The sequence below is a fragment of the Bacteroidales bacterium genome, from assembly GCA_031276035.1.
Taxonomy (GTDB): domain Bacteria; phylum Bacteroidota; class Bacteroidia; order Bacteroidales; family BM520; genus RGIG7150.
This window is the reverse complement of record JAISNV010000034.1, coordinates 1-24,985: the sequence shown is the minus strand read 5'-3', so window position 1 is coordinate 24,985 and position 24,985 is coordinate 1. Positions and strand designations below refer to the sequence as shown.

Genomic DNA, 24,985 nt, shown 5'->3' with positions numbered 1-24,985 from the left:
TAAATTTCAATATGTTTTAATGTATATAAAAGATTTATTACGTGTATGTTATACAAAATTTACAACAAACCCAACATATATGAAATAAACACTCCCAGATAATTTCCTATTGCATAGCCGATTATTCCTACCGTGAGTCCCGACATCAGAACTTCCTTGTTTTTTATGGCTGCACTTACAACCGGAACGAATGGAGGCGAGCAAATCAGTGCAGCGGAAGTTACCATCATAGTATCAACATCAATTTTAAATATTTTACACGATATAATATGAAGAATTAATGTTCCGAAAATGCTGATAGATATGTAACCCATTAAAGGAAGGAAAGATCTTGTTATTGTGTCGAAATTTGCCATACTGGCAACCGCAATGCTGAAAATTAAAATCAGATACATTCCAACATCGAAACTCCCTCTTATCTTTTTCACAGCTTTAATGTTTGATGCAATTATCGCCAATGTTGTTATTGTAAGAATAATAACCGCCATCTGTATAGCTTCATTCTTAATCAATCCGAAACCTATGCCGGCTCCTATCAATGCAATAAGAATCGATACGCCGAAAGCAGCTAAGATATTTGGAAGACTAACATAATTAATCCATATTTTCAATCGTTTGATAACTCTTTTCTCCACAACAACTTCTTCTTGAGTTTCAATCTTATGGGGATACGGCAGCAAAAATTTGCCCAACAATTTTTTGGCAATTGATATCAAAAATAAAACATAAAAAGCGCAAATAATCATATCCACCGTATTAACAGCAATATAGACCTCATCGCTTACTCCAAGTGCAGCTTTTATAGATGCCAGATTCGGTGTCCCTCCCGTATAAACTCCGGCAAGTAATCCTCCTATTTTATTTATATCCGTAATGTCATTTCTAAAAATATAATAACCTACGACAATTGCAATAATCAAACATATTATTGCTAAAATCATCGACAAAAATGCTTTTCCCGCGACTTTCCTCCAAGACCTGATATTCAACTCGAATAATAACATCGGCAAAGCCAAAGGAATAATTATTGTCGATAAAATATCCGGAATTTCGGCATTATAATCATTGATAAAGAATTGTCCGAAAATCATTCCTACAAGGTAACATATCAAAACAGCGCCGATTCTGTTTGCAAATTTCGATACGTAACATAATCTTAAAATAAATGCGGGAGTAATTAGGAAAAACAATACAGTGAGAATAATTATAGCTGTTTGCATATTATTTTGTGTTGATTAATATTTTACTCCAATCATTTATTCTTGCACCGTAAACTTCTATTACCTTCGACCCGAGAATAGAGCCGTACTCTCCACAAGTGGGCGGCATGCAATCGGTTATAATACCGTAAATAAATCCTGCGGCGTAAAGGTCGCCGGCACCAGTAGTATCAATAATAAAGTCGGCCGGATAAATATCAACCTCATAAACATTGCCATTATGCTTAATCAGCGAACCTTTAGAACCGAGCTTAATAATAGTATATTCGCAATGCTCTGATAAACTTTCAAGAGCTTCCCGCGGATTTAAACCGGTTAAAGCTTTGGATTCTTCTTCGTTAGCAAAACAATAATCTACATAATTTCTCAATAATTCTATAATAATTTCTCGGTTACCTTCAACAAAATTATGAGCAGCCAAATCCAATGATATTTTCATATTCAAAGATTTGGCAATTTCCATTGCTTTTTTTACCAAAGAATGATTAAAGAGCAAATAGCCTTCAACGTGAAGAATATCATATCCGACAAAATGTTCTTCGGTAATATTTTCTTCATTAAGTTCTGATGCGGCACCAAGATATGTTGCGAAAGTTCTCTCACCGTCAGGCGTTACAAATACAATTGCGCAACCGGTAGAATTTTCGTCGGAAGTAATTAATCTCGGACAAACGCCGGAATCTACCAAATCGGTTTCATATATCTTACCGAGTTCGTCATTACCAACTTTACCGAGAAAAGATACGGAAACACCTAATTTTGCAAGTCCGTATATTGTATTTGAAGCGGAACCTCCGGCTATAAAAGATTTTTCAATATTTTCAATTTTCTCAAAGATGAGGTCGTATTTTTTCTTGTCAATCATAACCATACCACCGTGCGGCAATTCAAGTTCATCAATAATATCATACGAGCTGATAGGAACCATAACATCCATTAATGCATTTCCGATACCAATTACTTTTTTCATTTATAAAATATTTAGATAATTTTTTTTGCAAAAATACAGTTATTATTAAAAAATTTTATACTTTTGCAACGCTTTTTAAGCTAAAATTTTCCTCCTTAGCTCAGTTGGTTAGAGCATCTGACTGTTAATCAGAGGGTCGCTGGTTCAAGTCCAGCAGGGGGAGCAAGAGAGCATCCAAATTTTGGATGCTTTTTTTGTTTTATGACTGCAGAAAAAAGGAATTTTTCTTCGAAAATAATAAAATTTTTTATCTCCAACTCTTCTTCGGATTTAAAAAGTAATTTTATGTATGAAATTCGGCGTTTGTGTAAAACAAATGTGTAAACCGGAAATTTTAACTCATTCATTGAATCAGCCCTTTACATTTCGAAATATAAAAGACTAATAGACGTTGATATTTTTTAATTAAGTCGATATAAATCGTATATACCGTTTCTACAACCGGCTAAATATACTTTTCTATTAAGTTATTTTAGTTGGTAGTCAACTTAACTTATATTTTGCATACAAAAGAGAAATAAATAAACGTTTATTTTTATGAATAATTATAACCGACTGAAGCAAAAATTCCAATCTTGTTTTGAGTAATTATAACATGAAAGACAAAAAATATATTCCTACACAAAAATTTAATGAGGAGCTAGGGCTTGAAATACGCCATCATATTAATGGAGTTGATGAAAAAGGACGTGAGTCATATCATTATTTGGATGGTGGAGATGAAAGGGAGTCTGAGAAGTTTTATGCCCATCGCAACGACAATTATTTTTTCTTATTGGCAGAAAAGGGTTACGCCTCGATGAACATTGATTTTAATGTAGTAAAATTTGTTGAAAGAGATGCTTATTTTGTGGCTCCCGGACAGGTACAGGCCGATGTCAAGGCAGATGAATGTGATTATTGGTATATAGAAGTGGCCACATCATTAATCCCTAAAGAATACCTCGAAATATTTGAGAATGCTTCGCCATTTCAAACGCCGCAAAATATGGATGCGAGCGAATTTGAGCAATGTCAATGCATTTTACGGCTTCTTGCCGGACAACATAAAAGCGATCAGGATTCGGTTTATTACTGGCAACTGACGCAGGAGTTGTTGCAAACATTTCTCTGTATGCTCGCACGTCAATATGTTAAAAACGATAATACCTTTGGCGATGCCGTTTCACGCCCGCAACAGATAAGCAGGGATTTCAGAAGACTTGTGAAAGAGAATATAAAATCGAAAAAAAGCCCGTCGTACTATGCTGAAAAACTTAATATTTCGGAAACATATCTTAATGAAGCGGTGAAAAAGACAACCGGATTCACTGCCGGATATTGGATAAAAGATTATGTAATGCTCGAAGCAAAGAGACTTCTTTCTCATACGGAAATGAATGTAAAAGAGATTGCACATACTTTGGGCTATGATGATCATACCTATTTCTCAAAGCTTTTCCGGCAAACGACCGGAATAACACCGCTGGCTTTTCGTGCCGAATACCTGAAATAGCACAAGCATCCCTTTAGTTTTTCTGTTTTACAGGTTTAGATTTTTTCCGTATCCGTTTTGTTCCATAACAGCTCTAACAAAGAAGCAATTAAAATAATTTTACTTTTCCATAATTTATTTTCAAATAACTATTTACAAATAAATACATATATTTGTGTCGGATTTAATTATTCGGATAAAAAAAGAAAAACAATGGATATTGAAGAATTACGTAGATACTGTCTTTCTCAAAAAAATGCAACAGAAGACATGTTGTTTGACGAGGAATATCTTATTTTCAGAGTGTTTAATAAATGGTTTGTCGTAATTAATTTAAATGATGCAGAACTGACAATATCGGTAAAATGCGATCCGGCTCAAGCTATTGAATTACGTGAACGTTACCGTTGTGTAGAAGCGGCTTGGCATTTCAATAAAAAATATTGGAATAGTATTATCCTTAACCAAGATATGAATGACGAAACTGTAAAATATTGGGTCAGGCACTCTATTGAAGAAGTTGTGAAAAAATTGCCTAAGAAAATACAACAAGAGTATTTCGATGAGAGTTAGTCGTAATAATCACGCAATTACATTGCAATTACAAGGGTTAAAATATAAATATTTCTTCAACAGGTATTTTTAATGCACGTGAAATATCAATTGCTAATTTCAATGAAGGATTATATTTTCCGGCTTCCAATCGGACTATTGTTTCTCTTCTTACATTTACTATTTCTGCAAGTTCTTCTTGCGTAAATCCTGCCGCCTGACGATATTCTTTTAATCGACTCTCAAATTTATATTCCATAAGCAGCTAATTTTTATCATAATAATAAAAAGAAATACCATAAGTAAATGCAGTTAACACAAAGCCTATCATACAAATAATAATTGCTGTTGTTTCGGTTAGAGTTGCAAAAGTAGGAAATAAACCTACTACTAAAATTGTTACTAAAGGAATTTTCAAAGCTAATAACAATGCTTTTTTATGATTCACTTTCATTCTTTCATCCTGCATTTCCATTGCTAATCTGCCGGTAAAGAAATAAACGAAGAAAGAAAAGAAAGAGAAATAAATTAGATATTTTGGGTCATGTTCCTTGAAATATAAACACCCTAAGAATCCTAAAAATCCTAAGAATCCTTGTGTCCAATAAAGTTTTTTCATCCTCGACGTTTTTTGCTCAGTTGTTTTCATAAGAATAATAATTAAAATTTCATGTGGCAAATATATCACTTTTCTTAAAATACGAGACAAATATATCACTTTTTATAAAAAATTTCTAATTATAAAATTTATAGATTCAATTTGAATAGGATTTTTATTGTAAAAAAAGAGTAATTCTTTTTAAAATTGATGTTAATACTAATTTTATTACTATTAAAATAATTCTTTTTATTGCTGATATAGCAATTGAGGTTTTCATAATTAAGTTGTTGACGAAAAAGAACAGATTGGTTGTTTTACCAAATTAAAAAATTCTCTTTAGATACGAATTAAAAAAAGAAATGATTAACTATTGTAATCTTGTGTTTTATAAATAAAAAAAGGAGGCCATTAATGACCTCCATGGTTATGAAGAAAATTATATTACTGATTTTATTTATTCTCCTGTTTTAACAGCATCAGTTGTTGTGTCTTCAACAATTTGACCTTTCAGCGTTAATTTAATTTCCGGCTGTTCAGGATCATTTGTAAAAACTGTAACGGTTTTATTGATTGTAATTGGTCGTTTTGTATTATATCTTAATTTAATTGTTCCGGTTTTCTTAGGCATAACAGGATCTTTAGTCCAATCTAAAACAGAAACACCACAACAACCTTGAACTTTCGAAACAATCAAAGGCTCTTTTCCGGTATTTTTAAAAGTAAATACACACTCGCCATCAGCACCGACTTTCATTGTTCCATAATCGTGAACTAAATTGTCAAATGTAATTTGTGCAGGTTTAGCGTTTTTCGCATTCTTCTTTGTGTCATTAGACGTTTCATTTAAAGATTTTTCAGCTGTTACCTCTGCCTTATTTGCTTTCTCTTCCGTAGCAACTGTTTTTGAAGAGGTTTCTTTTTTTACAGGCTGTTTAGTAGCTTCTTGTGCTTGTAAACTGATTCCTGTCAGAGTGAAAACCGCCAAACAAAGAATCATAATAGGTTTAGTGATGTTTTTCATTTTTATATAAATTTAATGGTTTGTTATTTCAATGAAAAATTTTCTGTTGATTATTAGAAAGAAAATCGGTTTCAGATTTACACAAACATCGTGCCAACTCAAAATTATTTAAAAATATCTTTATTAAATTAATTATATAAAGTTTATTTTCGAGTGAAATTAATATGACAAAAATTTCCGTCTATTTTTTATGATGGTTCTATGTAAAAAAACTTGTAAAGAATAAATTTGCCTGATATAATTATTGTATATCACTGGCTATTATAATTAAGTGTGTATCTGAGAATTTATTTTTTCCTTTCTAATCAATAAAAACCCATTCAATGCTTGTAATAATCCAAAAACAAAATAAGATGTGGAAAGCCAATTAAAAGGAAAAACAAAAAATTGAATGATTATCCATAGCATCAAAACAATCCCGCAAATCATTCCGGCTAAACTACCATATTTTCTTCTTCTGAAAAGTAAAAATAAAGCTATGAAATTGCTGATTCCGTTTACAATTAACAAGCAAATTCCCGGGAATATCATATTTCTAAAAAAGATTTCCGGGAAAGGAAGTACTTGCATAAACGGTAAAAGTTCATCCATATAAAACATTTTTCCGGTAGGATCTATAAACATCATTAATGAGCCCCATAAAGCACCGATACCTATAAAGAGACTCCAAAAAATTTGTATGTTACGAAGTGTTTTCATTTGATAAATGTTAATTATACTTTCTAAGTCTAAGAAAATAATTTACAAAAATAAGAAAATATATTTAGTTCGCATTTAGAGTTTTTAAACAGTGTTTTTTCACTTTTTCATAGATTCACTATCTTTGCAAAGTTTTAAACTTTTCAAAATGAAAAAAGTTCCGCATACTTATGTCATAATCTTCTTTATCATAGTTATTTGTACTATACTTACTCTCATTATTCCTGCAGGAGAATTTAACAGGCAAAAAATTGAAATGCCGGACGGAACTTTACGGGAAGTAATTGATCCCGATTCTTTTCATTACGTCGAACAAAGCCCTCAGTTATGGGAAGTATTTACATCTTTTTCGAAAGGTTTTGAAGCCCAATCACATATCATTATTTTTATTCTGCTTATAGGTGGAGCTTTCTGGATAATGAATTCAACTAAAGCTTTGGACATCGGAATTGCCGCTTTCCTACAATCGATATTAAAATTTGAAAAATATAAATGGCTTAGGAAAATCGGAGTTAATAATATTATTCTGATTTTAGTAATGACAATGTTCAGTCTTTTCGGTGCTGTTTTCGGAATGAGTGAAGAAACTATTGCCTTTATTATTATTTTTGTACCTCTGAGTATATCTTTGGGCTATGATTCGATAGTAGGAGTTTGCATTGTTTATGTTGCGGCACATTTGGGTTTTGCCGGAGCGATATTAAATCCGTTTACGATTGGAATTGCACAAGGCATTGCAGAAATTCCTCTTTTCTCAGGAATAGAATACAGAATGATCTGTTGGCTGATTATTAATGCGGTAGGATTTACTTTTATTCTTATTTACGCTAATAAAATAAAAAAGAATCCGCAAAAATCCCCGATGTATGAATTAGATGCTTATTGGAGGAAAAGTCATGATATTAAAAACGAAAAAATAAAATATTATACCCCAAAATCAGCTTGGTTTTGCTGGATTTTTATAACGGTAGTATTAATATTTTTATCGTTTAAATTTCCGGTTTCAACATTAAAAATAGGAATGAAAGAATTTACTTTTTACGCAATTCCTATTTTAACAGGGCTATTTGCAATTAGCGGTTTCTTCTCACTTAGAAAGTCGGTACATTTTTTTATTATTGATTTATTGCTTTTCACAATACTTTTCCTTATTCTTGGAGTTATGGGATACGGATGGTACGTTATTGAAATTGGTTCGTTATTCTTTGGAATGGGATTATTTGCCGGCATTTCCGCAGGAAACACTCCTAATGCTATTACAAAACTTTTTTTGGAAGGAGCTAAAGATATTCTTTCTGCGGCATTGGTTGTAGGCTTGGCCGGTGGTATTATCATTATTTTACAAGAAGGAAAAATTATTGATACAATGATGTATTCTTTGTCAAAAACCATGAGTGATGTAGGCAAAACCTGGTCGCTGGGAATAATGTATCTTATTCAAACAGGATTAAATTTAATTATGCCTTCCGGTTCTGCAAAGGCAGCACTTACAATGCCGTTAATGATTCCTTTTTCGGATTTACTTGATATTTCGCGACAATCTACCGTGCTTGCATTCCAATTCGGCGACGGTTTTACGAATATGATAACACCGACATCCGGAGTTTTGATGGGTTGTTTGGGAATGGCAAAAATTCCCTATGAAAAATGGTTTAAATTCTTCTGGAAATTTATTTTGCTGTTGATTGTACTTGGATTCCTATTATTAATACCTACTGTAATGTTCGATTTAAATGGTTTTTAAGTAATAAACAAATTGTGTAAAGAAAGTATATTATTTAAATGCACAAAGAATTTTCGGATATTGCGTTCGTAAAATAAAATGTCATTTTTATTTCCGCAATTAACTTTTAACTAAACAATTACTTTTTTGGTTATTTCCACAAACTCGAGATATGACAATTGTTCAGGCCGTTTTTGCATTATTTCCGTTTCCTCTGTAAATCGAAATGGCTTCAGTGAATTATGTAAAGTTTTTCTCCTTTGGTTAAATGCTGTTTTTACAACATTTTTGAATAGTTTTTCATCAACGCCTAAATCAGTATTACTATTTCTTTTCAATCGTATTACTCCTGACTTGACTTTAGGTGCCGGAAAAAACGAACCTTCGTTTACGGTAAATAAATATTCGCAGTCGTACCAAGCTTGTATCAACACACTTAAAATTCCGTAGCTCTTATTTCCGGGCGGAGAAATTATCCTTTGAGCAACTTCTTTCTGAAACATCCCTACAACGCAATCTATATTATCTTTGTAATCTAAAACTTTAAAGAGAATTTGAGAGGAAATATTGTAAGGGAAATTACCTAAAAGTTGAAATTGAAGAGAAGGAATATCGGTTTCTGATTCGGATTCCGAAACAGGGGACCCGAGGCCAAACATCTCATTTAAATCCATCTTAAGAAAGTCCCCCAAGATAAACCGGTCTTTATATTCAGGGTATTGTTCTTGTAAATATTCAATAGATTCTTTATCAATGTCTATAGCTTTAAAATTGATTTCTTTTGGAAGCATAAACTTAGTAAGTATGCCTTTTCCCGGACCAATTTCTATAATGTTTTTGTTTTCTTCGGAAAGAGAATTGCAAATTCTTTCGGCAATATTATTGTCGATTAAAAAATGTTGACCTAAATGTTTTTTTGGATAAACTGTTTTCACAAAATACTAATTAAAAGGAATTTCATTGAAAAACAAATATACAGGATCATATTTATTTTCAATATCACCGCGTAATTCTCTGAATCTGTTACGAGCCGCAATAGCATAAACACTTTCAGGATAACTTAAAAATAAATCTTGATAAAGCTCTTTTGCAAACTCTTTTCGGTTTATAAATTTATCGTTGATAAACGCACGCAGATATAAAGCTTCGTCTGCAATAATTTCATATTGATATTTTTTTCCTATTAAAGCCAATAGACTATCGGCGGTTTTATAATCGTTCATGGATAAATAGATTTCGGCTTTTTTGTAAAGCACATCGTCTTCAATAGGACTCCATGCGTTAACATTTGCAGCGGAATCCAGGTAAAGCAAAGCTTCTCTTTTCTCTCTTCTGAAAAAAGCCAGATCGGCTTTTGCGAAATAAGACAATGCCATCGAAACGGAATCATCATCTTTATTATCCTTAATAAATAAGCTCAATCGCATGGCATCATTTGCAATTAATTTTCCGGTAGAAGATTTCAAAATATCCAATTTTGTTTCAGCCCAATTAAACTCTCCCAGATAATAAAAGAGTTCGGCATTTTTAAACTTTGCCTCATGCCCGAGCGGGTCGTCTTTCATCTGTTTCTCAACTTGAGAATATAACAAAGTTGCTTCCCATTGATCTCCTGACAGTAAATAAATGTCTCCTAAAGAGATTTTAATTTTTGCAATATCTTTTGCTTTAGGTCTTCCGGTATTTAAAAGTGGTTCAATCAGCTGAATAGCACTGTCATAATCTCTTTGATAATAAGCCTTAAACTCAGCATAACTCAATAATACATCCAGAACATCCATATTAATTCCGGTTTTTTCAAGTACCGCGGAGAATAATTTATCCAACTCATTAACTTTATTATTATCAATATCAATTTTACTCGTAAATTGTTTGTATTCGGCATTAAGCAAACCAATTTCCGCTTCTAATTCTATCGGATGATTTTTGTAATTGTTAAGCAGATATTTATAACATTTGATAGCTGTATCATAAACATTGTTTTCCAGGCAAATAGAGGCGAGTTCAATTAAAATGGTTCCTTCTTTATCACCTTTTTTATCGATAGAAACAGCCTGATTATAAGCTAAATCGAATTCCTTAATTTGAATAAAAAACCATAAAGACATTTCACTGTAGAAAGTTCCTTCTTTTTCTTTTTGAGCTTTTGATAATAAAACATTTTTTAAAGCATTGGCAACTTCATCTTCGGGATCTTTAGACATATAGTCTTGGAATCTTCCGTAAACATATTGTAATTGCTTAGGTTGAAGTTCGATATAATTCAAATATTCCTCAACCATTTTTATATAATCATGGCGGGAATAATAAATATTAGCTAACTCATTGGAAAACAAAACAGGATTATTTAAAATTTCTCTTCCTTTACTATAAGCCGTAACGGCATATTGGGTTTCACGAAGTCCTATAAAAGAATTAGCTATAGATCTGATACTTTGTTCATTTGCTTTCATCTTGGAAATTGCCTCATCATACAGTTTTATACCGTTTTTCTGATTTCCGAGCGAGATTTGTATATATCCGAGATCAACATAATACCGTTCGGCATTACTTCTATCTTGCTTTTGTTGTCTTTTTACCAATTTCTCTGCTTTATCGTATTCCTTCATTCCTATATATGAAAAAAATAAATATCTATAATCATTATAACTATTACTTTTTTCATAGAAAGATTCGAATAAGGCCGCAGATTTATCGAATTCTCTGTTAGAGTAATATTGATATGCCAATGATTTTTCATCAACTTGCGGTTTGGGAGCCGGCGTACTTCCCAACGGAGCATAAATTTCCGAAGGCCTCAATATATCCTGCCCTTGTGCTAAAACAAAGGAAATACAACAAATCGCTAAAATCAATGTCAGCCAAAGCTTTCGCATAAAAAAAATTTTTGCAAAGATAAGAATAATTTGATGATGTGATAATTTGAAGATTTAATGATTGTTAAAGCCTGAAAACCGAAAAGATTTTTATCATTTTTTAAGTGGAGAATCTCATAAATTGTTGTTAACCGTAATAATAGATAGTAAATTATATGAAAAAATTAAATCATACAACTGATAATAAATACTATAATTCTTAAAATCATATTATAATATCTATGAAAATAGTTGATTAAAAAATAAATTATATTTAGTATTTACTTTATTGATTTTATACAATCATCACATCATCAAATTATTTCTATCTTTGCATGATAAAATTAAAATAGATTATTATGACGATAAAAACGGATAACACAAGAGTATTTAAATTTCTTTATTGATAAAATCGAAGACAAACTTATGCACAAACACGTTAATTCGGATAATTTGATTGACGAATCAACAAAAGCAAAACAACGGATAAGATTTTAAAAAATTAGGAATATGTAAAAAGAGTATTATGAATTACAATTATTCTATCGAAAAAATTCCATTTACTATCTGTGATAGTAAACTTGAAGCGTCAAAATCTGTAGCTAAAGAAATAGCTGAACTTATTAAGAAAAAAACTTCCGAGAATAAAAATGCTGTACTTGGATTGGCCACCGGTATTTCTCCGGTTAAAGTTTATAAAGAGTTGGTGCGAATGCACAAAGAGGAAGGATTAAGTTTTAGAAATGTTATAACTTTTAATCTTGATGAATATTTACCCATGCAGCCGGAAGATCCGAACAGCTACGTGTACTTTATGAATCATCATTTGTTTGATCATATTGATATTAAAAAGTCTAATATTCATATTCCCGACGGCACTTTGAAACCCGATGAAGTTAATGATTTTTGTTTGAAATACGAAAAAGACATTGAAGAAGCCGGCGGACTTGATCTTCAAATTCTCGGAATCGGTCGTACGGGACATATCGGATTTAACGAACCCGGTAGTCAGATCTTCTCGAAAACAAGAAAAATTACTTTGGATATTATTACAAAAACAGATGCTTCTCAAGCTTTCAACGGGATTGATAATGTTCCAAATCATGCAATTACGATGGGAATAGGAACTATTCTGAAAGCAAAAAAGATTATATTACTTGCTTGGGGACAAAATAAAGCGGATATTATTAGGCAAACAATTGAAGGTGAAATGTGTGATTTTGTTCCGGCAACTTTTCTGCAACGCCATGACAATGTGGAATTTTTCTTGGATAAAGAGTCGGCTTCGGAATTGTCCCGCGTTAATTTACCTTGGCTCTTCGAAGACTGTAAATGGAACAATCAACTTATTCGCAAAGCGGTTGTTTGGCTTTGCCTTAAATCGGATAAATCTATTTTGAAACTTACCGATCATGATTATATCAATAACGGAATGTCACAACTTTTAAATATGTTTAATTCCGCTTATGATCTCAATATTAAGATGTTTAATCTCTTGCAGCATACCATTACCGGATGGCCTGGCGGAAAACCTAATGCCGATGATTCTCAACGTCCGGAAAGGGCTCATCCCTTCCCAAAAAGAATTATCGTGTTTAGTCCGCATCCCGATGATGACGTGATTTCCATGGGCGGAACTCTTGCAAGATTGGTAAATCAAGGTCATAACGTGCATGTTGCATATCAAACTTCCGGAAATCTTGCCGTTTTCGATGACGACCTTCTCAAGTATATTGATTTTATCCAAAACTCTGAGAACAAACTTAATCTTGACAAAAAATCGCTTGATATGATTGCTTCAGTGTTGAAGGATATCCGGACAAAGAAACCCGGCCAGAGCGATTCTCGGAATGTCGCATTCTTGAAAGGAATGATTAGAAGAAGTGAAGCTATTTCTGCTTGTAGATTTATTGGCATTCCTGAAAATAATATTCATTTTCTTCAAATGCCCTTTTATGAATCGGGAACGGAAGAAAAATTTGCTTTGAGCGAAACGGATATCGACTTAATAACTGATTTGCTGCAAAAAGTAAAACCTCATCAGATATATGCTGCCGGTGATTTGGCGGATCCTCACGGAACTCATAAGATTTGTTTTGATGCAATTATTAAATCTATTGAAAATATTAAAGATGAGAAATGGTTGAAAGATTGTTACTTATGGATGTATCGCGGTGCATGGCAAGAATGGCAACTGTACGAGGTTGATATGGCGGTTCCTCTGAGCCCGGATGAAGTTACAGTTAAACGAAAAGCAATTTTCAAACATCAAACTCAAAAGGATGTGATGCCCTTTCCCGGTTCCGACAGCAGAGAATTCTGGCAACGGGCAGAAGAAAGAAATCATCAGACTGCTTTGCTGTATGATAAGATAGGCTTTGCCGAATATCAGGCAATGGAATTATTTGTTAGATATAAATTTATTAAGTAAATGCTCGAAAAGTTTCTGGAATTTATAAGTGAAAATTTCCTGCTTGAAAAGAAAGATAAATTGTTACTTTCTCTTAGTGGCGGCATTGATTCGGTGGCATTATTCAAATTATTGTCGGAAGCAAAAATCTCTTTTGATGCTGCTCATTGCAATTATCATTTACGCGGCGAAGAATCGAATAGAGATGAAATCTTTGTTACGGAATTATGTAAAAAGCATAAAATTAAACTTTTTATTAAACATTTTGATACTGAAGAGTTTGCGGTGGATAATAATGTTTCCGTTGAAATGGCTGCAAGAGAATTGCGATATAAATGGTACGAAGAACTTTGTGAGAAACAATCTTTTACAAAAATTGCAACAGCACATCATTTAAATGATCAGGCAGAAACTTTCTTTATCAATATTATTCGCAATACGGGATTAAACGGTATTTGCGGAATTCCACTTATCAGAAATCTTAATAAAAAATCATCAAATAAAAAAGTTTCTGATTGTCAGATTATTCGTCCGTTGATGTTTGCTACAAGAGAAGAAATTGTGCAATATATTGCCACAGATGATTATATTCTTGATTCAACAAATGAAACGGATAATTACCTGAGAAATAAAATTCGTCATAATATTATTCCTGAGTTTGAGAAAATCTCTCCAGATTTTATTTCAAATCTCCAAAATTCTATCGACAGGTTTAAATACACGAAATCTTTTATTAATAGAATGATGAAAAACTTTTTTCCGATGGAAATTAATCGGAAAGGTTACTGTGAAATTATTATTCCAAAAGATTTTTCTTTCGAAGAACTTTCCGGATATTTATATTTTGCTTTGTACGATTTCGGGTTTAATTTCAAGCAGCTTGATGATATTGCAAAAGCCGCTAATAAAAGTAGTACTAATGTCGGGAAAAAGTTTTTTAGTAACGGATATGAACTTTTAATTGATAGAGAGTACTTTTTAGTTAAGGAGAAAGAAGAAAGAATAAAAAAGAAGGATGATAAAATCGGAGAAAATGAAAAAGAGTTGGTAATTGAGGATGAAGCCGGGAGTCGAAATTGGAAAAAAGCTTTTAGTTTTGAGCTTTCAGATATAGATTTTCAATCCTGTTTTGAAATTATTTTCGAAGATGAAATTGTTTATGAACTTATGAATAAATTGGAAATTAATATAATTCCTCGGAAGGCTATGAAAGAAATTCCCGATAATTCAAATATAGCTTGTTTGGATTATAATAAAATTGATTTTCCGCTTTATGTTACTCGGAAAAAGGAAGGCGATTATTTCTATCCTTTAGGTATGATTCGAAAGAAAAAGTTAAGTGACTACTTTATTGATAACAAATTTGACCAATTCACAAAAAATACTACCTTTGCATTGCGTTCTTCAAAAAATGATATTCTTTGGTTAATCGGGCATAGAATTGATAATAGATATAAAATTGATAATGAGACTTCTTTGGTTTTGATAATAAAAATTAAATAAAACTTTGAACATCATTATCTCTTTTAAAATTTCTTTGCCTGATCGGGATAAATCATTCTAAATAGTTAAACTTTATTAAATAATAATATTCTAAAATTTATTATGAAACTTAAAAACTTACTTTTTGTTTTTGCTCTTTTTATTTCGGCAAATTTATTTGCTCAAATTTATGAACCCGTAAAATGGAACTTTACAGCAGAAAAAATCAGTGATACTGACTACAATTTAATTTTTAAAGCAACAATTGATAAACATTGGCATTTGTATTCTCAAGATATCCCCGAAGATGCCGGTCCGATTCCGACAACTTTTGTTTTTGAAGAATCTGCAAATTACCAACTTATAGGAACAACTTTCGAACCGAAACCCGAAGAAGAATGGGATCCGAATTTTGAAGTTGTTTTGAAGTATTTTTCAGATGAGGTAAATTTTGTTCAGGCTGTTAAAGTTCTTACTAATGAACAAGTTGTTGTTAAAGGTTACTTGGAATTTATGTCTTGTGACGATAAACAATGCACTCCTCCAGAAATTATCGAATTCGAAATTCCGGTTCTTGAAACGGCCGGTGATAATACCGCACAAACTACTGTTGATGAGGATTCGGATCAAAACACAAAAAAAACTTCTTTATGGAGAATATTCTTTTTGGGAATTGTGGGAGGATTGGTTGCTCTTGTAACTCCATGTGTTTGGCCAATGATTCCGATGACAATCAGCTTTTTCTTGAAATCTTCAGAGAAAAAAGGAAAGGGAATTAAAAACGCCGTTTATTACGGAATTTCCATAATTGTTATTTATGTTGCTTTAGGACTTGCCATTACTTTGATTTTTGGTGCCGATGCTTTAAATGCTCTGGCAACAAATCCCTGGTTTAATGTTGCTTTCTTCCTTTTATTAGTTGTGTTTGCCGCCTCATTTTTAGGAGCTTTCGAAATAACTTTACCTTCTAAATGGGTAAATAAAATGGATAGCAAAGCGGAAAACAGCAGGGGATTCTTCGGTATTTTCTTTATGGCATTTACTCTTGTGCTCGTTTCTTTTTCTTGTACGGGGCCTATCATAGGCACTTTGCTTGTTGAAGCCGTAACCAATGGTGTATTAGCTCCTTTAGTGGGAATGACGGGTTTTGCATTTGCCTTGGCGATACCATTTACATTGTTTGCAATATTTCCGTCATGGCTCAGTTCGATGCCTAAATCCGGCGGTTGGATGAACTCAATAAAAGTAGTACTTGGTTTCTTGGAGCTTGCGTTAGCTCTCAAATTCTTATCGGTGGCAGATCTTACCATGCATTGGGGAATTCTCGATAGAGAAACTTTCCTTGCTTTATGGATAGTAATTTTTGCTTTATTAGGATTTTATTTGCTTGGCAAAATCAGGTTTAAACATGATAGCGAATTACAAACTATTGGTGTGGGAAGGTTTTCATTAGCATTGATTTCACTTGCTTTTGCGGTTTATATGATTCCCGGACTTTGGGGCGCACCTCTTAAAGCAATCTCGGCTTTTGCTCCCCCAATGTACACTCAAGATTTTGATATAAATAAAATAGTCAGGGAAAATTCTCGTAATGTTGCTGTAGTAAGTACCGGAACAACAACTCCTACCGGTAATGTTACCGGCTGTGCGGAAAAACCGAAATTCAGTGATTTTCTACATCTGCCCGATGGTTTGCACGGTTATTTCGATTATGATGAAGGTCTGGCTTGTGCGAAAGCTCTTAACAAACCCGTATTTATAGATTTTACAGGTCATGGTTGTGTGAATTGTCGAAATATGGAAGCCGCGGTTTGGATTGATCCTCAGGTTAGAAAACTTTTAGATGAAGAGTTTGTTTTAATTGCCTTATATGTTGATGATAAAACTCCTCTTCCCGAAGACGAAGTTACAACAGTTGAATTTGGCGGAAAGAAAAGAAATATAAAGACTATCGGGAATAAATGGAGTTATTATCAAGCTTCTAAGTTTGGTGCAAATTCTCAACCTTTCTATCTTTTACTTGATACTGATGGTAATTTACTGGCGGATCCTTATGTTTACGATTTAAATGTAGATAAATTCGTTAAATTCTTAAATTCCGGTCTTCAGGAGTTTAAAAACAGATAATACTGCTTATAACTAAATAATTTTATTATTTAAAAACGCAAAATAATAATACTGAATATTTTGCCGTTTTTCTAAATACATTTTATGTTTAAAAGAATAAAAACATTCTTATTAATTTGTTTAATCGCAAATACAGTAGCAGTTTGTCAAATCTCTCAGGGCGGATTACCTAAAAGTTTTGCATATCCCAGCATCATTTCTTCAGAGGAAATTATCGACATAAAAATAGATGTGCAAAAACTTAATGAAACTCGTAAAGACGAATGCAAAGAAGGTTGTGCAAAACATGTCGGAAATTTTATCGAAAATGAAATCTCAATAAAAGATTTTAATCGTAAAATTATAATGCCCGACGGCAGCGTAACTTATTTAATATCTTTCCGATTGGAAGAAGCGCAGGCTGTCGGAATTTCTTTTTCCGAAATATTTATCCCCGAAAATGCTAAGCTCTTTGTTTATAATTCATCTTTTCAAGACGTTTACGGTTCTTTTGATCAATCAAATGTTTTGAAAGACGGTTCTTTCACAATTCGTCCGGTTTCCGGAAATGTTATTCATTTGGAAATTAATTGTGAAAAAGAAAATGCGAAAGAACTTTATTTTGTTATTGACGGGTTTGCGTATTTCTTCGAAACGGATTTCTTCAACAATAATAAAAGTTCACTCTATGGAGAGTCGGGAGATTGTCAGGTAAATATAAATTGTCCGGAAGGATTATCCGTTAGAAAAACTGCCGATGCTGTTGTTAAAATAATTGTTTACGGCTCGGGAAGTTATTTTTTATGTACGGGCACCTTGGTTAATAATACTAAACAAGACAGAACTCCGTATTTATTATCGGCGCAACACTGTGCAAGATACACAAATGCAGTATCGCAATATCATAAGTGGCAATTCTACTTTTCTTATGAAGTCCCGGAATGTACGGGAATTCAAACGCCGATTGAAGATAAAACTCTTATAGGTTGTTCTCCTGTGGCTTTAATGCCTCTTGAATATCCTAATAGTTCCGACTTTTTGTTGGTAAAACTCCTCGACTCTATAATTCCTTCTGATTATAATCCGTATTTTGCCGGTTGGGATGCTACGGACAATAATGTTTCGGAAGCAAAAAGTGTTCATCATCCTAATGGAGATGTAAAAAAAGTATCGGTTACAAATACTTTTAGTTCAAGTATGTGGCCGAATTCCAACAGTACAAAACAAACTCATTTGAGAGTAATTTGGGAAGAAACGGAATCCGGATACGGTACCACCGAAGGAGGATCTTCCGGTGCGCCCTTACTTAATCAGCAAGGAAATATAATAGGAACATTAACCGGCGGAGACGCTTCATGCAATAGACTTACGGGTCCCGATTATTATGGAAAATTTTCTTTTTCATGGAAAAGCAATGATGTTAGCGGAAATGATTCGACAAGAAGGCTTGATTGCTGGCTCGATCCCATTGATTCGGGGTCACTTACCTTGGAAGGATTCAGCGATAATATAAATGTCGGCTCTTTGATGTATTCACTAAATAATTCAACTAACTATGCATACGGTAATCCTACAATAATTGTCGGTGATAAAATTCTTTTCAAAGCGTCTTTATATGGAGATCCCGACTTCTGTTATTGGGAATTTGAAGGAGCCGAGCCGTCTTTTTCAAATGAATTCGAGCCTAAAGAAATTGTGTATAATAATTATGGGCAATATTCGATAAATCTTACTTTATACAAGGAAGGATTTACTCCAAAGGTTTTTACTTTTTATGATTATGTAAAAGTTACTCCCGACTTTTTCCCGAATCCCTTTGAAAATATGGTTACTATTGTTTTCAGCAAGGAAATCGATTCAAATGTGGAAGATTTGAATTTCAAAGAATTCCGATTAATTGATATGAATGGAAAGAAAGCACATTTTCCAAATAAAATAGAACGAAAATACAATATTCTAAACCTTTATTTCGATAATTTAATAGATGGTGTTTATATCTTACAATTAGTTTCCGAAGAAAATATCATCAATATTAAACTTTTAAAAACAAACAATAATCAGTAAGATTAAATGAGTGTTTATTCTACGAAAACGAAATGGAAATGGGCAATGTTTCTTATTGTAATTGGTATTATTGCGGCTACAATATGGTATAACAATAAGTTGGTGCGCCAATTCATTCTGGATGAACAAAAAAACCTTATTATTTGGGCAGATGCTATAAGGCATAGAGCCGAACTGGTTGAGTCAACAGAAGAATTTTTTGCAAAATTAGAAGAAGAAGAACGTGCAAAAGTTGAAGTTTTAGCTCATTCGACGAGAATGGCAGCAATAACGGAAAGTAGCGAAGACAGAGCCTTTTATTTAAAAATCATTTCAAACAATACAACTATTCCGGTTATCCAAACGGATAGATCTTTTAATGTTCTCAGCGGCAGAAATCTTGATTTTGATATTGATACCGTTCCGGTTCTAAAAGGAAATTTAAAAAAAGAATTTACTGTTTACGAACCTATTCAAATATCGTCGCATGGAATAGTTAATTATTTGTTTTACAAAGATTCCCAGCATTTTACTGCTTTACGCGAATATCTTGAACGTTTAATTCATGATTTCTTTGCTGAAACGGTTATAAACTCGGCTTCGGTACCTGTTATTATTACCGACAGTACTAAAACGCACATTATTAATACGGCAAATATTTCTCCTCAATTTGTAAAAGACACAGTTTATCTTTTAAAAACAGTAGAGTCAATGCACTCTGCAAGTTCGCCGATAGAATTGAAACTTACTGACAATAAAAATTATATATTTTATTCGGAATCCGAATATATTGGCCAATTAAAAACTTTTCCTATAGTTCAGTTTGTAATATTATTCCTTTTCTTCTTAATTAGTTATTTTTTATTTTATACAGCGCGCCGTTCGGAAGAAAATCAGATTTGGGCAGGACTGGCTAAAGAAACCGCTCATCAATTGGGAACGCCGCTTTCGAGTATTATGGCCTGGGTTGAATTACTTAAACTGAACGGAGAAGAAGAAATTGCCGAAGAAATCGGTAAAGATGTCATCCGTTTAGGAACCATCACCAAAAGATTTTCTAAAATAGGCTCCGTTCCTACGCCGGAACTTGCAAATATCAGTTTAGTTATTGAAGATTCGATAAATTATCTCAAGAAACGTACTTCAGATAAAATTTTGTTCGTTCTAAACAAACCTAAAGAAGATATTATTATTCCTTTATGTGTAGAATTGTTTGAGTGGGTTATTGAAAATATTTGTAAAAATGCCGTAGATGCCATGAGCGGTAAAGGAACCGTTACTATAGATATTTTTCAGGAAGGAAAATACTGTGTTATAGATATTAGCGATACAGGAAAAGGTATTCCGAGATCAAAACAGAAGGAAATTTTTAATCCCGGAATTACCTCAAAAGAACGCGGCTGGGGACTCGGATTGTCGCTCGCAAAACGAATTGTAGAAAATATGCATAACGGAAGAATCTTTGTAAAATCTTCGACAATAAACAAAGGCACTACCTTTAGAATTTTACTGAATATGAAATAATCATGCTCCCGGAATCTTCTATCTATATTCATTTCCCTTTTTGTAAATCGAAATGTTATTACTGTAATTTCTTTTCCGAAACAAATTCTGTAATTAAGCCTGAAGATTATATAAACCTTTTAATAAAAGAAGCGTCGCAACGGAATGATTATCTCAATAATTCCATTGTAAAATCAATATATTTAGGCGGTGGAACGCCATCGCTTTTCTCCCCCCAATTGATTTCGGAACTTCTAAATCGTCTTTACAAAATTTTTAATATTTCTGAAAATGCGGAAATTACAATTGAAGTCAATCCGGATGATATTACAGATGAATATGTAAAATTTCTGGCTTCAAATACGAAAATTAATAGAATAAGTATCGGAATACAAAGTTTTAATGATAAAGAATTGAAATTGATTAACAGAAGGCATTCCTCGCGGAAAGCCATGGAATCCCTCGAAATAATTTCAAAACATTTTGATAATTTCTCTCTGGATTTAATTTACGGATTACCATCCCAAGACTTAGAAAGTTTAAATCGAAATATAGAAATGGCATTAAGATTTAAGCCGAAACATATTTCAGTATATTCCTTGACTATAGAAAAAGGAACTCCTTTATTTAATGATATTCAAAAGAAAGAAATAAATATTCCCGGTGAAGATGATGAGGTAAATTTTTATTTTTTTATTGCTGACAGATTGAAAGAGAACGGATATGACCATTATGAAATTTCCAACTATTCTTTGGATGGATTTAAATCAAAACATAATTCTGCGTACTGGACAGGCAATACTTATCTCGGTTTAGGTCCCGGTGCTCATTCCTTTGATGGAAATCAAAGAAGATGGAATTTTCCTTCATTATTGACATATAAAACGAGTTTGGAAGATGGAAAAAACTACTTTGAAACGGAAAAAATAGACTTAACTGATTCGTATAATGAGTATATTATGCTTGCTTTTAGAACGAAAATGGGGATAAATCTGGATTATATTGATGATAAATATGGAGGTATTTTCACTGAAAATACTAAGAATAAATTATTATTAGTGCCTAAAGATCATTTAATTATAATTAAATCTAATTATTCGTTGAATGATGCTGGTTTCTTATTCGCAGATAAATATGCTTCCGACTTTTTTATTAATTCATAAATGTTTATATCTTTGCACGATTAAATTTGTATGAATATGCCTTTATTGGGATCATTGATAAAAAATGCAATAGAGCTTGGGGGCTACCAAAAACAACCAGTAGTTGACGGTACGAAAGTTCAAAAGAAGGTTCTAAAGAAACTTTTAAAAAAATCAAAAAATACATTATTCGGCAAACAGTTTGATTTTTCTGAAATTTTATCATCAAAAGATTTTATTTCAGAGTTTCAAAAAAAGGTTCCAAATTATGATTACGATTCAATCCATGAGGAGTGGTGGAACAAGGCACAGCAAGGTATTTCCGATGTTTGTTGGCCGGGCAAAATAGAACATTTTGCACTGAGTTCGGGAACATCCGGAGCTTCAAGTAAATATATTCCTGTTTCTTCTAGTATGGTCAGGCAAATTAAGAAGATTTCGGTTAGAGAATTATTAACCCTTGCACAATATGACCTCCCCAAAGATTTCTTTACTAAGGGAGCTCTTATGCTCGGCGGCAGCACTCAGCTGAAATACAATGGAGTATATTATGAAGGAGATTTATCGGGTATCAGTACCGGGAAAATTCCTATCTGGTTTCAAAGATTTTATTATCCCGGCAAAAAAATCTCCAAAGAAATCGATTGGCAAACAAAACTCAATGAGATTGTAAAAAATGCTAAAGATTGGGATGTTGCCGCTATTGTAGGTGTTCCGGCGTGGTTACAAATACTTATGGAGCAAATCATTGAACATTACAATTTAAAGACAATCCACGATATTTGGCCAAATTTGAAAGTATTTGTTCACGGTGGTGTTTCGTTTAAACCGTATAAAACCGGTTTTGAGAAATTACTTGCTCATCCGCTTATTTATATTGAAACGTACCTTTCTTCAGAAGGTTTCTTGGCTTTACAAACAAGACCTAATATAGATTCAATGCAATTGGTTCTTGACAACGGAATCTTTTTTGAATTTGTTCCTTATACTAAGGATAATTTTGATAATTCTGGAAATATCAAAAAGAATCCGACTACGCTTACAATTGATCAAGTAAAAGAAGATGAGGTTTATGCTATTCTGATTTCGACTTGCGCCGGTGCATGGAGGTATCTGATAGGCGATACTGTAAAATTTACGGATTTAAGCAGGTACGAAATTCAAATAACCGGCAGAACCAAACACTATTTGAACGTTTGCGGAGAGCATTTAAGTCAGGCTAATATGAATAGAGCCATTGAACTTATGGAACAAGAACTTGGAGTAAACATAAAAGAATTTTCTGTTGCCGGAATTAAACACAGCAGAATGTTTGCACATAAATGGTATATAGGTACTGATGATAAATTAGATGCGAAACAGGCAAGAGAAGTAATGGATAAATACCTAAAAGAATTGAATGACGATTATAGGGTAGAAAGAATTGCCGCAATTCGTGAGGTTTTCGTTGAAATATATCCTTCAAAGGTTTTTTATGATTATTTGGAGTTGTTGGGAAAAACAGGAGGATCATTTAAATTTCCAAGAGTTCTTAGGGAGCAATCGCTTACCAATTGGGAAGGCTATTTAAGTAAAATAAAAAATACATCTAATTAATATTAAATGTTTGTTGTTCTGCTACAAGGTATATTGTTAGGTCTTGTGATATCTATATCTGCCGGACCTTCTTTCTTTGCTTTAGTACAAATCGGAATACAGCGCGGTTTTAAGTACGGGCTTTCTATGTCTTTAGGTATTACATTAAGCGATCTAACACTTATAATTGTAAGTTATTATGGATTGGCTTCTTATATCAATGCAAATGAAAATGCCGGTATTATCGGTACTATAGGAGGAATTATTTTAATACTTTATGGAGGATATTCTGTAATTACTGCAAGAAAGAAGAAAGATAAAAAAATTATTGTTACGGAAGAATTTGAAACGGAAGAAGGTAATGAATATCTTAAACCGATTCCTAAACCTGTTTCTAAAAGAAAAAAGGAACAGGCTGAAAATAACCCTTCCGTATATGTCAAAAAAGATAAAACGTCTAAGTTTAGTAAATTTTTTGGTCCGGAAGCCGGTGTTTTAACCTATTTTTTAAAAGGCTATTTTATCAACATATTAAATCCGGTTGTTTTAATTTTATGGGCAGGAGCTGTTGTTACAGTTACGTCTATGTCTAACGAAAATACTGTTAGAGAGAATGTTTTTGTTTTCTTTTTGGGAAGTATAGTAATGTTACTTATTTTTAATATTCTTAAAGTGTTGTTAGGCAAACAAATAAAAAACTTCTTAAAACCGAAAGTCATAGAATGGATAAATATAATCATAGGAATTATATTTGCAATTTGTGGCTTTATTTTAATTATCAGAGTATTATTTTTTATGTAAATATAAATTATTATGAATGCATTCTTTAAAAAATCATGGGTAACAATGTTGGTTAACGGTATAATTGCCGCTATCATAGGAATTCTTCTTCTTTTTGTTAAAGGAGACGCAATTAATGTACTTATAAAATGGCTTGGTATAGTTTTTATTATTGTTGCTGCCACATTAATAGGAGTTGATATTTATTCTGCAGTAAAAAAACGTTATTGGGGTTCTCTAACATTTGTAAGTGTGTTTCTGTTAGTTGCCGGAATTATTTTTGCAATAATGCCGGGTCAGGTTTGGAAATTTATTGCCGTAGTAATTGGAATTTGGGCAATATTAACTGGAGTTTTTCAAATTATTACAACAATAAAATATAAATCATACGTACCGCATAACACTATTACAATAGTAAATGGTATCTTGTTAGTAGCTTTAGGTATATTATTCGTATTTTATATGGATAATGTAAAAAATGCCATTACTTACATTGCCGGTGCTTTTCTTATTATTTCCGGAATATGGGAAATCTTTAATGCCTTTAGATTCAAGAAAATTTCGAATATTATTGAGAATGATGATATTGAGTATAAAGGTTAGGAATAAATTATTTAAAGATTTGAGAATCTAAAAATTAATTTGCTATCATTTCTTAATAAAATTATGAATCAATGAATCATTTTTACTATTTTTGCACCGCATATTATTTTTTTAGATTAGTTTATATTCCAAAATAACACATTTATATTTAAAATAGATTATAAGGGTCTAAAAACCATTCAAAAAACTTAATAAAAAAGAATAAGTAAATCAAATAGGAATGATT

General features: G+C 32.5%; 20 protein-coding genes and 1 tRNA gene. 13 read left to right on the top strand and 8 right to left on the bottom strand.

All coding sequences use genetic code 11. The features are described from left to right. Nucleotides 1-59: 59 nt before the first annotated feature. Entirely contained in the window at nt 60-1,220 is a 1,161-nt protein-coding gene (locus LBP67_08690) for a DUF819 family protein (GenBank protein ID MDR2085053.1), read from the bottom strand. 1 nt (nt 1,221) lies between these two features. Next, nucleotides 1,222-2,190, bottom strand: a complete 969-nt coding sequence (locus LBP67_08685; GenBank protein MDR2085052.1) for an adenosine kinase — start codon at nt 2,188-2,190, stop codon at nt 1,222-1,224. Between the two features lie 89 nt (nt 2,191-2,279). Here LBP67_08685 and LBP67_08680 point away from each other — a divergent pair. From LBP67_08680 to LBP67_08670, 3 genes are all read left to right on the top strand, one after another. Further along, a tRNA-Asn gene (locus LBP67_08680) sits at nt 2,280-2,353 on the top strand. A gap of 432 nt (nt 2,354-2,785) precedes the next feature. Continuing rightward, a complete protein-coding gene (locus LBP67_08675) occupies nt 2,786-3,685 on the top strand; it encodes a helix-turn-helix domain-containing protein (protein ID MDR2085051.1) in 900 nt (299 codons plus the stop codon). Between the two features lie 192 nt (nt 3,686-3,877). Continuing rightward, nucleotides 3,878-4,237, top strand: a complete 360-nt coding sequence (locus LBP67_08670; protein MDR2085050.1) for an MmcQ/YjbR family DNA-binding protein — start codon at nt 3,878-3,880, stop codon at nt 4,235-4,237. 37 nt (nt 4,238-4,274) lie between these two features. On the opposite strand, the gene LBP67_08665 is transcribed toward LBP67_08670, so the two are convergent. The 4 genes from LBP67_08665 to LBP67_08650 all read right to left on the bottom strand — a co-directional run bounded on the left by LBP67_08665 (nt 4,275) and on the right by LBP67_08650 (nt 6,537). Further along, nucleotides 4,275-4,475: a helix-turn-helix transcriptional regulator gene (locus tag LBP67_08665; protein MDR2085049.1), complete on the bottom strand. Its 201-nt coding sequence runs from the start codon at nt 4,473-4,475 to the stop codon at nt 4,275-4,277. A 6-nt stretch (nt 4,476-4,481) separates the two neighbouring features. Then, complete coding sequence (locus tag LBP67_08660; protein MDR2085048.1) at nt 4,482-4,835, bottom strand: DUF3796 domain-containing protein; 354 nt, start codon at nt 4,833-4,835, stop codon at nt 4,482-4,484. A gap of 436 nt (nt 4,836-5,271) precedes the next feature. Further along, on the bottom strand, nt 5,272-5,838 hold the full coding sequence (locus tag LBP67_08655; protein MDR2085047.1) for a DUF1573 domain-containing protein: 567 nt from the start codon (nt 5,836-5,838) through the stop codon (nt 5,272-5,274). Between the two features lie 267 nt (nt 5,839-6,105). Beyond that, nucleotides 6,106-6,537 carry a hypothetical protein gene (locus LBP67_08650; GenBank protein MDR2085046.1) on the bottom strand — a complete coding sequence of 144 codons (432 nt, stop codon included), beginning with the start codon at nt 6,535-6,537 and terminating at the stop codon, nt 6,106-6,108. A 148-nt stretch (nt 6,538-6,685) separates the two neighbouring features. Between LBP67_08650 and LBP67_08645 the strand changes: the two genes are divergently transcribed. Next, nucleotides 6,686-8,281, top strand: coding sequence for an AbgT family transporter (locus LBP67_08645; protein ID MDR2085045.1), 1,596 nt, complete (start codon nt 6,686-6,688; stop codon nt 8,279-8,281). 110 nt (nt 8,282-8,391) lie between these two features. Here the strand turns inward: LBP67_08645 and rsmA are convergent, their stop codons facing one another. Both rsmA and LBP67_08635 read right to left on the bottom strand, forming a co-directional pair. After that, entirely contained in the window at nt 8,392-9,195 is an 804-nt protein-coding gene (gene rsmA, locus LBP67_08640) for a 16S rRNA (adenine(1518)-N(6)/adenine(1519)-N(6))-dimethyltransferase RsmA (protein ID MDR2085044.1), read from the bottom strand. 6 nt (nt 9,196-9,201) lie between these two features. Further along, complete coding sequence (locus LBP67_08635) at nt 9,202-11,136, bottom strand: hypothetical protein (protein MDR2085043.1); 1,935 nt, start codon at nt 11,134-11,136, stop codon at nt 9,202-9,204. Between the two features lie 505 nt (nt 11,137-11,641). On the opposite strand from LBP67_08635, the gene nagB reads away from it, so the two are divergent. The 9 genes from nagB (at nt 11,642) to LBP67_08590 (ending at nt 24,759) form a co-directional block, all read left to right on the top strand. Next, nucleotides 11,642-13,546, top strand: coding sequence for a glucosamine-6-phosphate deaminase (nagB, locus tag LBP67_08630; GenBank protein ID MDR2085042.1), 1,905 nt, complete (start codon nt 11,642-11,644; stop codon nt 13,544-13,546). Beyond that, complete coding sequence (tilS, locus tag LBP67_08625; GenBank protein MDR2085041.1) at nt 13,547-15,028, top strand: tRNA lysidine(34) synthetase TilS; 1,482 nt, start codon at nt 13,547-13,549, stop codon at nt 15,026-15,028. It abuts the gene before it with no gap. A 102-nt stretch (nt 15,029-15,130) separates the two neighbouring features. Continuing rightward, the gene (locus LBP67_08620) at nt 15,131-17,134 is read left to right on the top strand and encodes a thioredoxin family protein (GenBank protein ID MDR2085040.1); all 2,004 of its coding nucleotides are present in this window, start codon (nt 15,131-15,133) and stop codon (nt 17,132-17,134) included. A gap of 84 nt (nt 17,135-17,218) precedes the next feature. Further along, entirely contained in the window at nt 17,219-19,177 is a 1,959-nt protein-coding gene (locus LBP67_08615) for a T9SS type A sorting domain-containing protein (GenBank protein ID MDR2085039.1), read from the top strand. A gap of 6 nt (nt 19,178-19,183) precedes the next feature. After that, nucleotides 19,184-20,680, top strand: coding sequence for a HAMP domain-containing histidine kinase (locus LBP67_08610; GenBank protein MDR2085038.1), 1,497 nt, complete (start codon nt 19,184-19,186; stop codon nt 20,678-20,680). Between the two features lie 2 nt (nt 20,681-20,682). Then, the gene (gene hemW / locus LBP67_08605; GenBank protein MDR2085037.1) at nt 20,683-21,822 is read left to right on the top strand and encodes a radical SAM family heme chaperone HemW; all 1,140 of its coding nucleotides are present in this window, start codon (nt 20,683-20,685) and stop codon (nt 21,820-21,822) included. Between the two features lie 30 nt (nt 21,823-21,852). After that, nucleotides 21,853-23,397: a GH3 auxin-responsive promoter family protein gene (locus LBP67_08600; GenBank protein MDR2085036.1), complete on the top strand. Its 1,545-nt coding sequence runs from the start codon at nt 21,853-21,855 to the stop codon at nt 23,395-23,397. A gap of 6 nt (nt 23,398-23,403) precedes the next feature. Then, nucleotides 23,404-24,177, top strand: coding sequence for a TMEM165/GDT1 family protein (locus LBP67_08595; GenBank protein MDR2085035.1), 774 nt, complete (start codon nt 23,404-23,406; stop codon nt 24,175-24,177). Nucleotides 24,178-24,189: 12 nt separating this feature from the next. After that, the gene (locus LBP67_08590; GenBank protein ID MDR2085034.1) at nt 24,190-24,759 is read left to right on the top strand and encodes a DUF308 domain-containing protein; all 570 of its coding nucleotides are present in this window, start codon (nt 24,190-24,192) and stop codon (nt 24,757-24,759) included. Nucleotides 24,760-24,985: the final 226 nt, after the last annotated feature.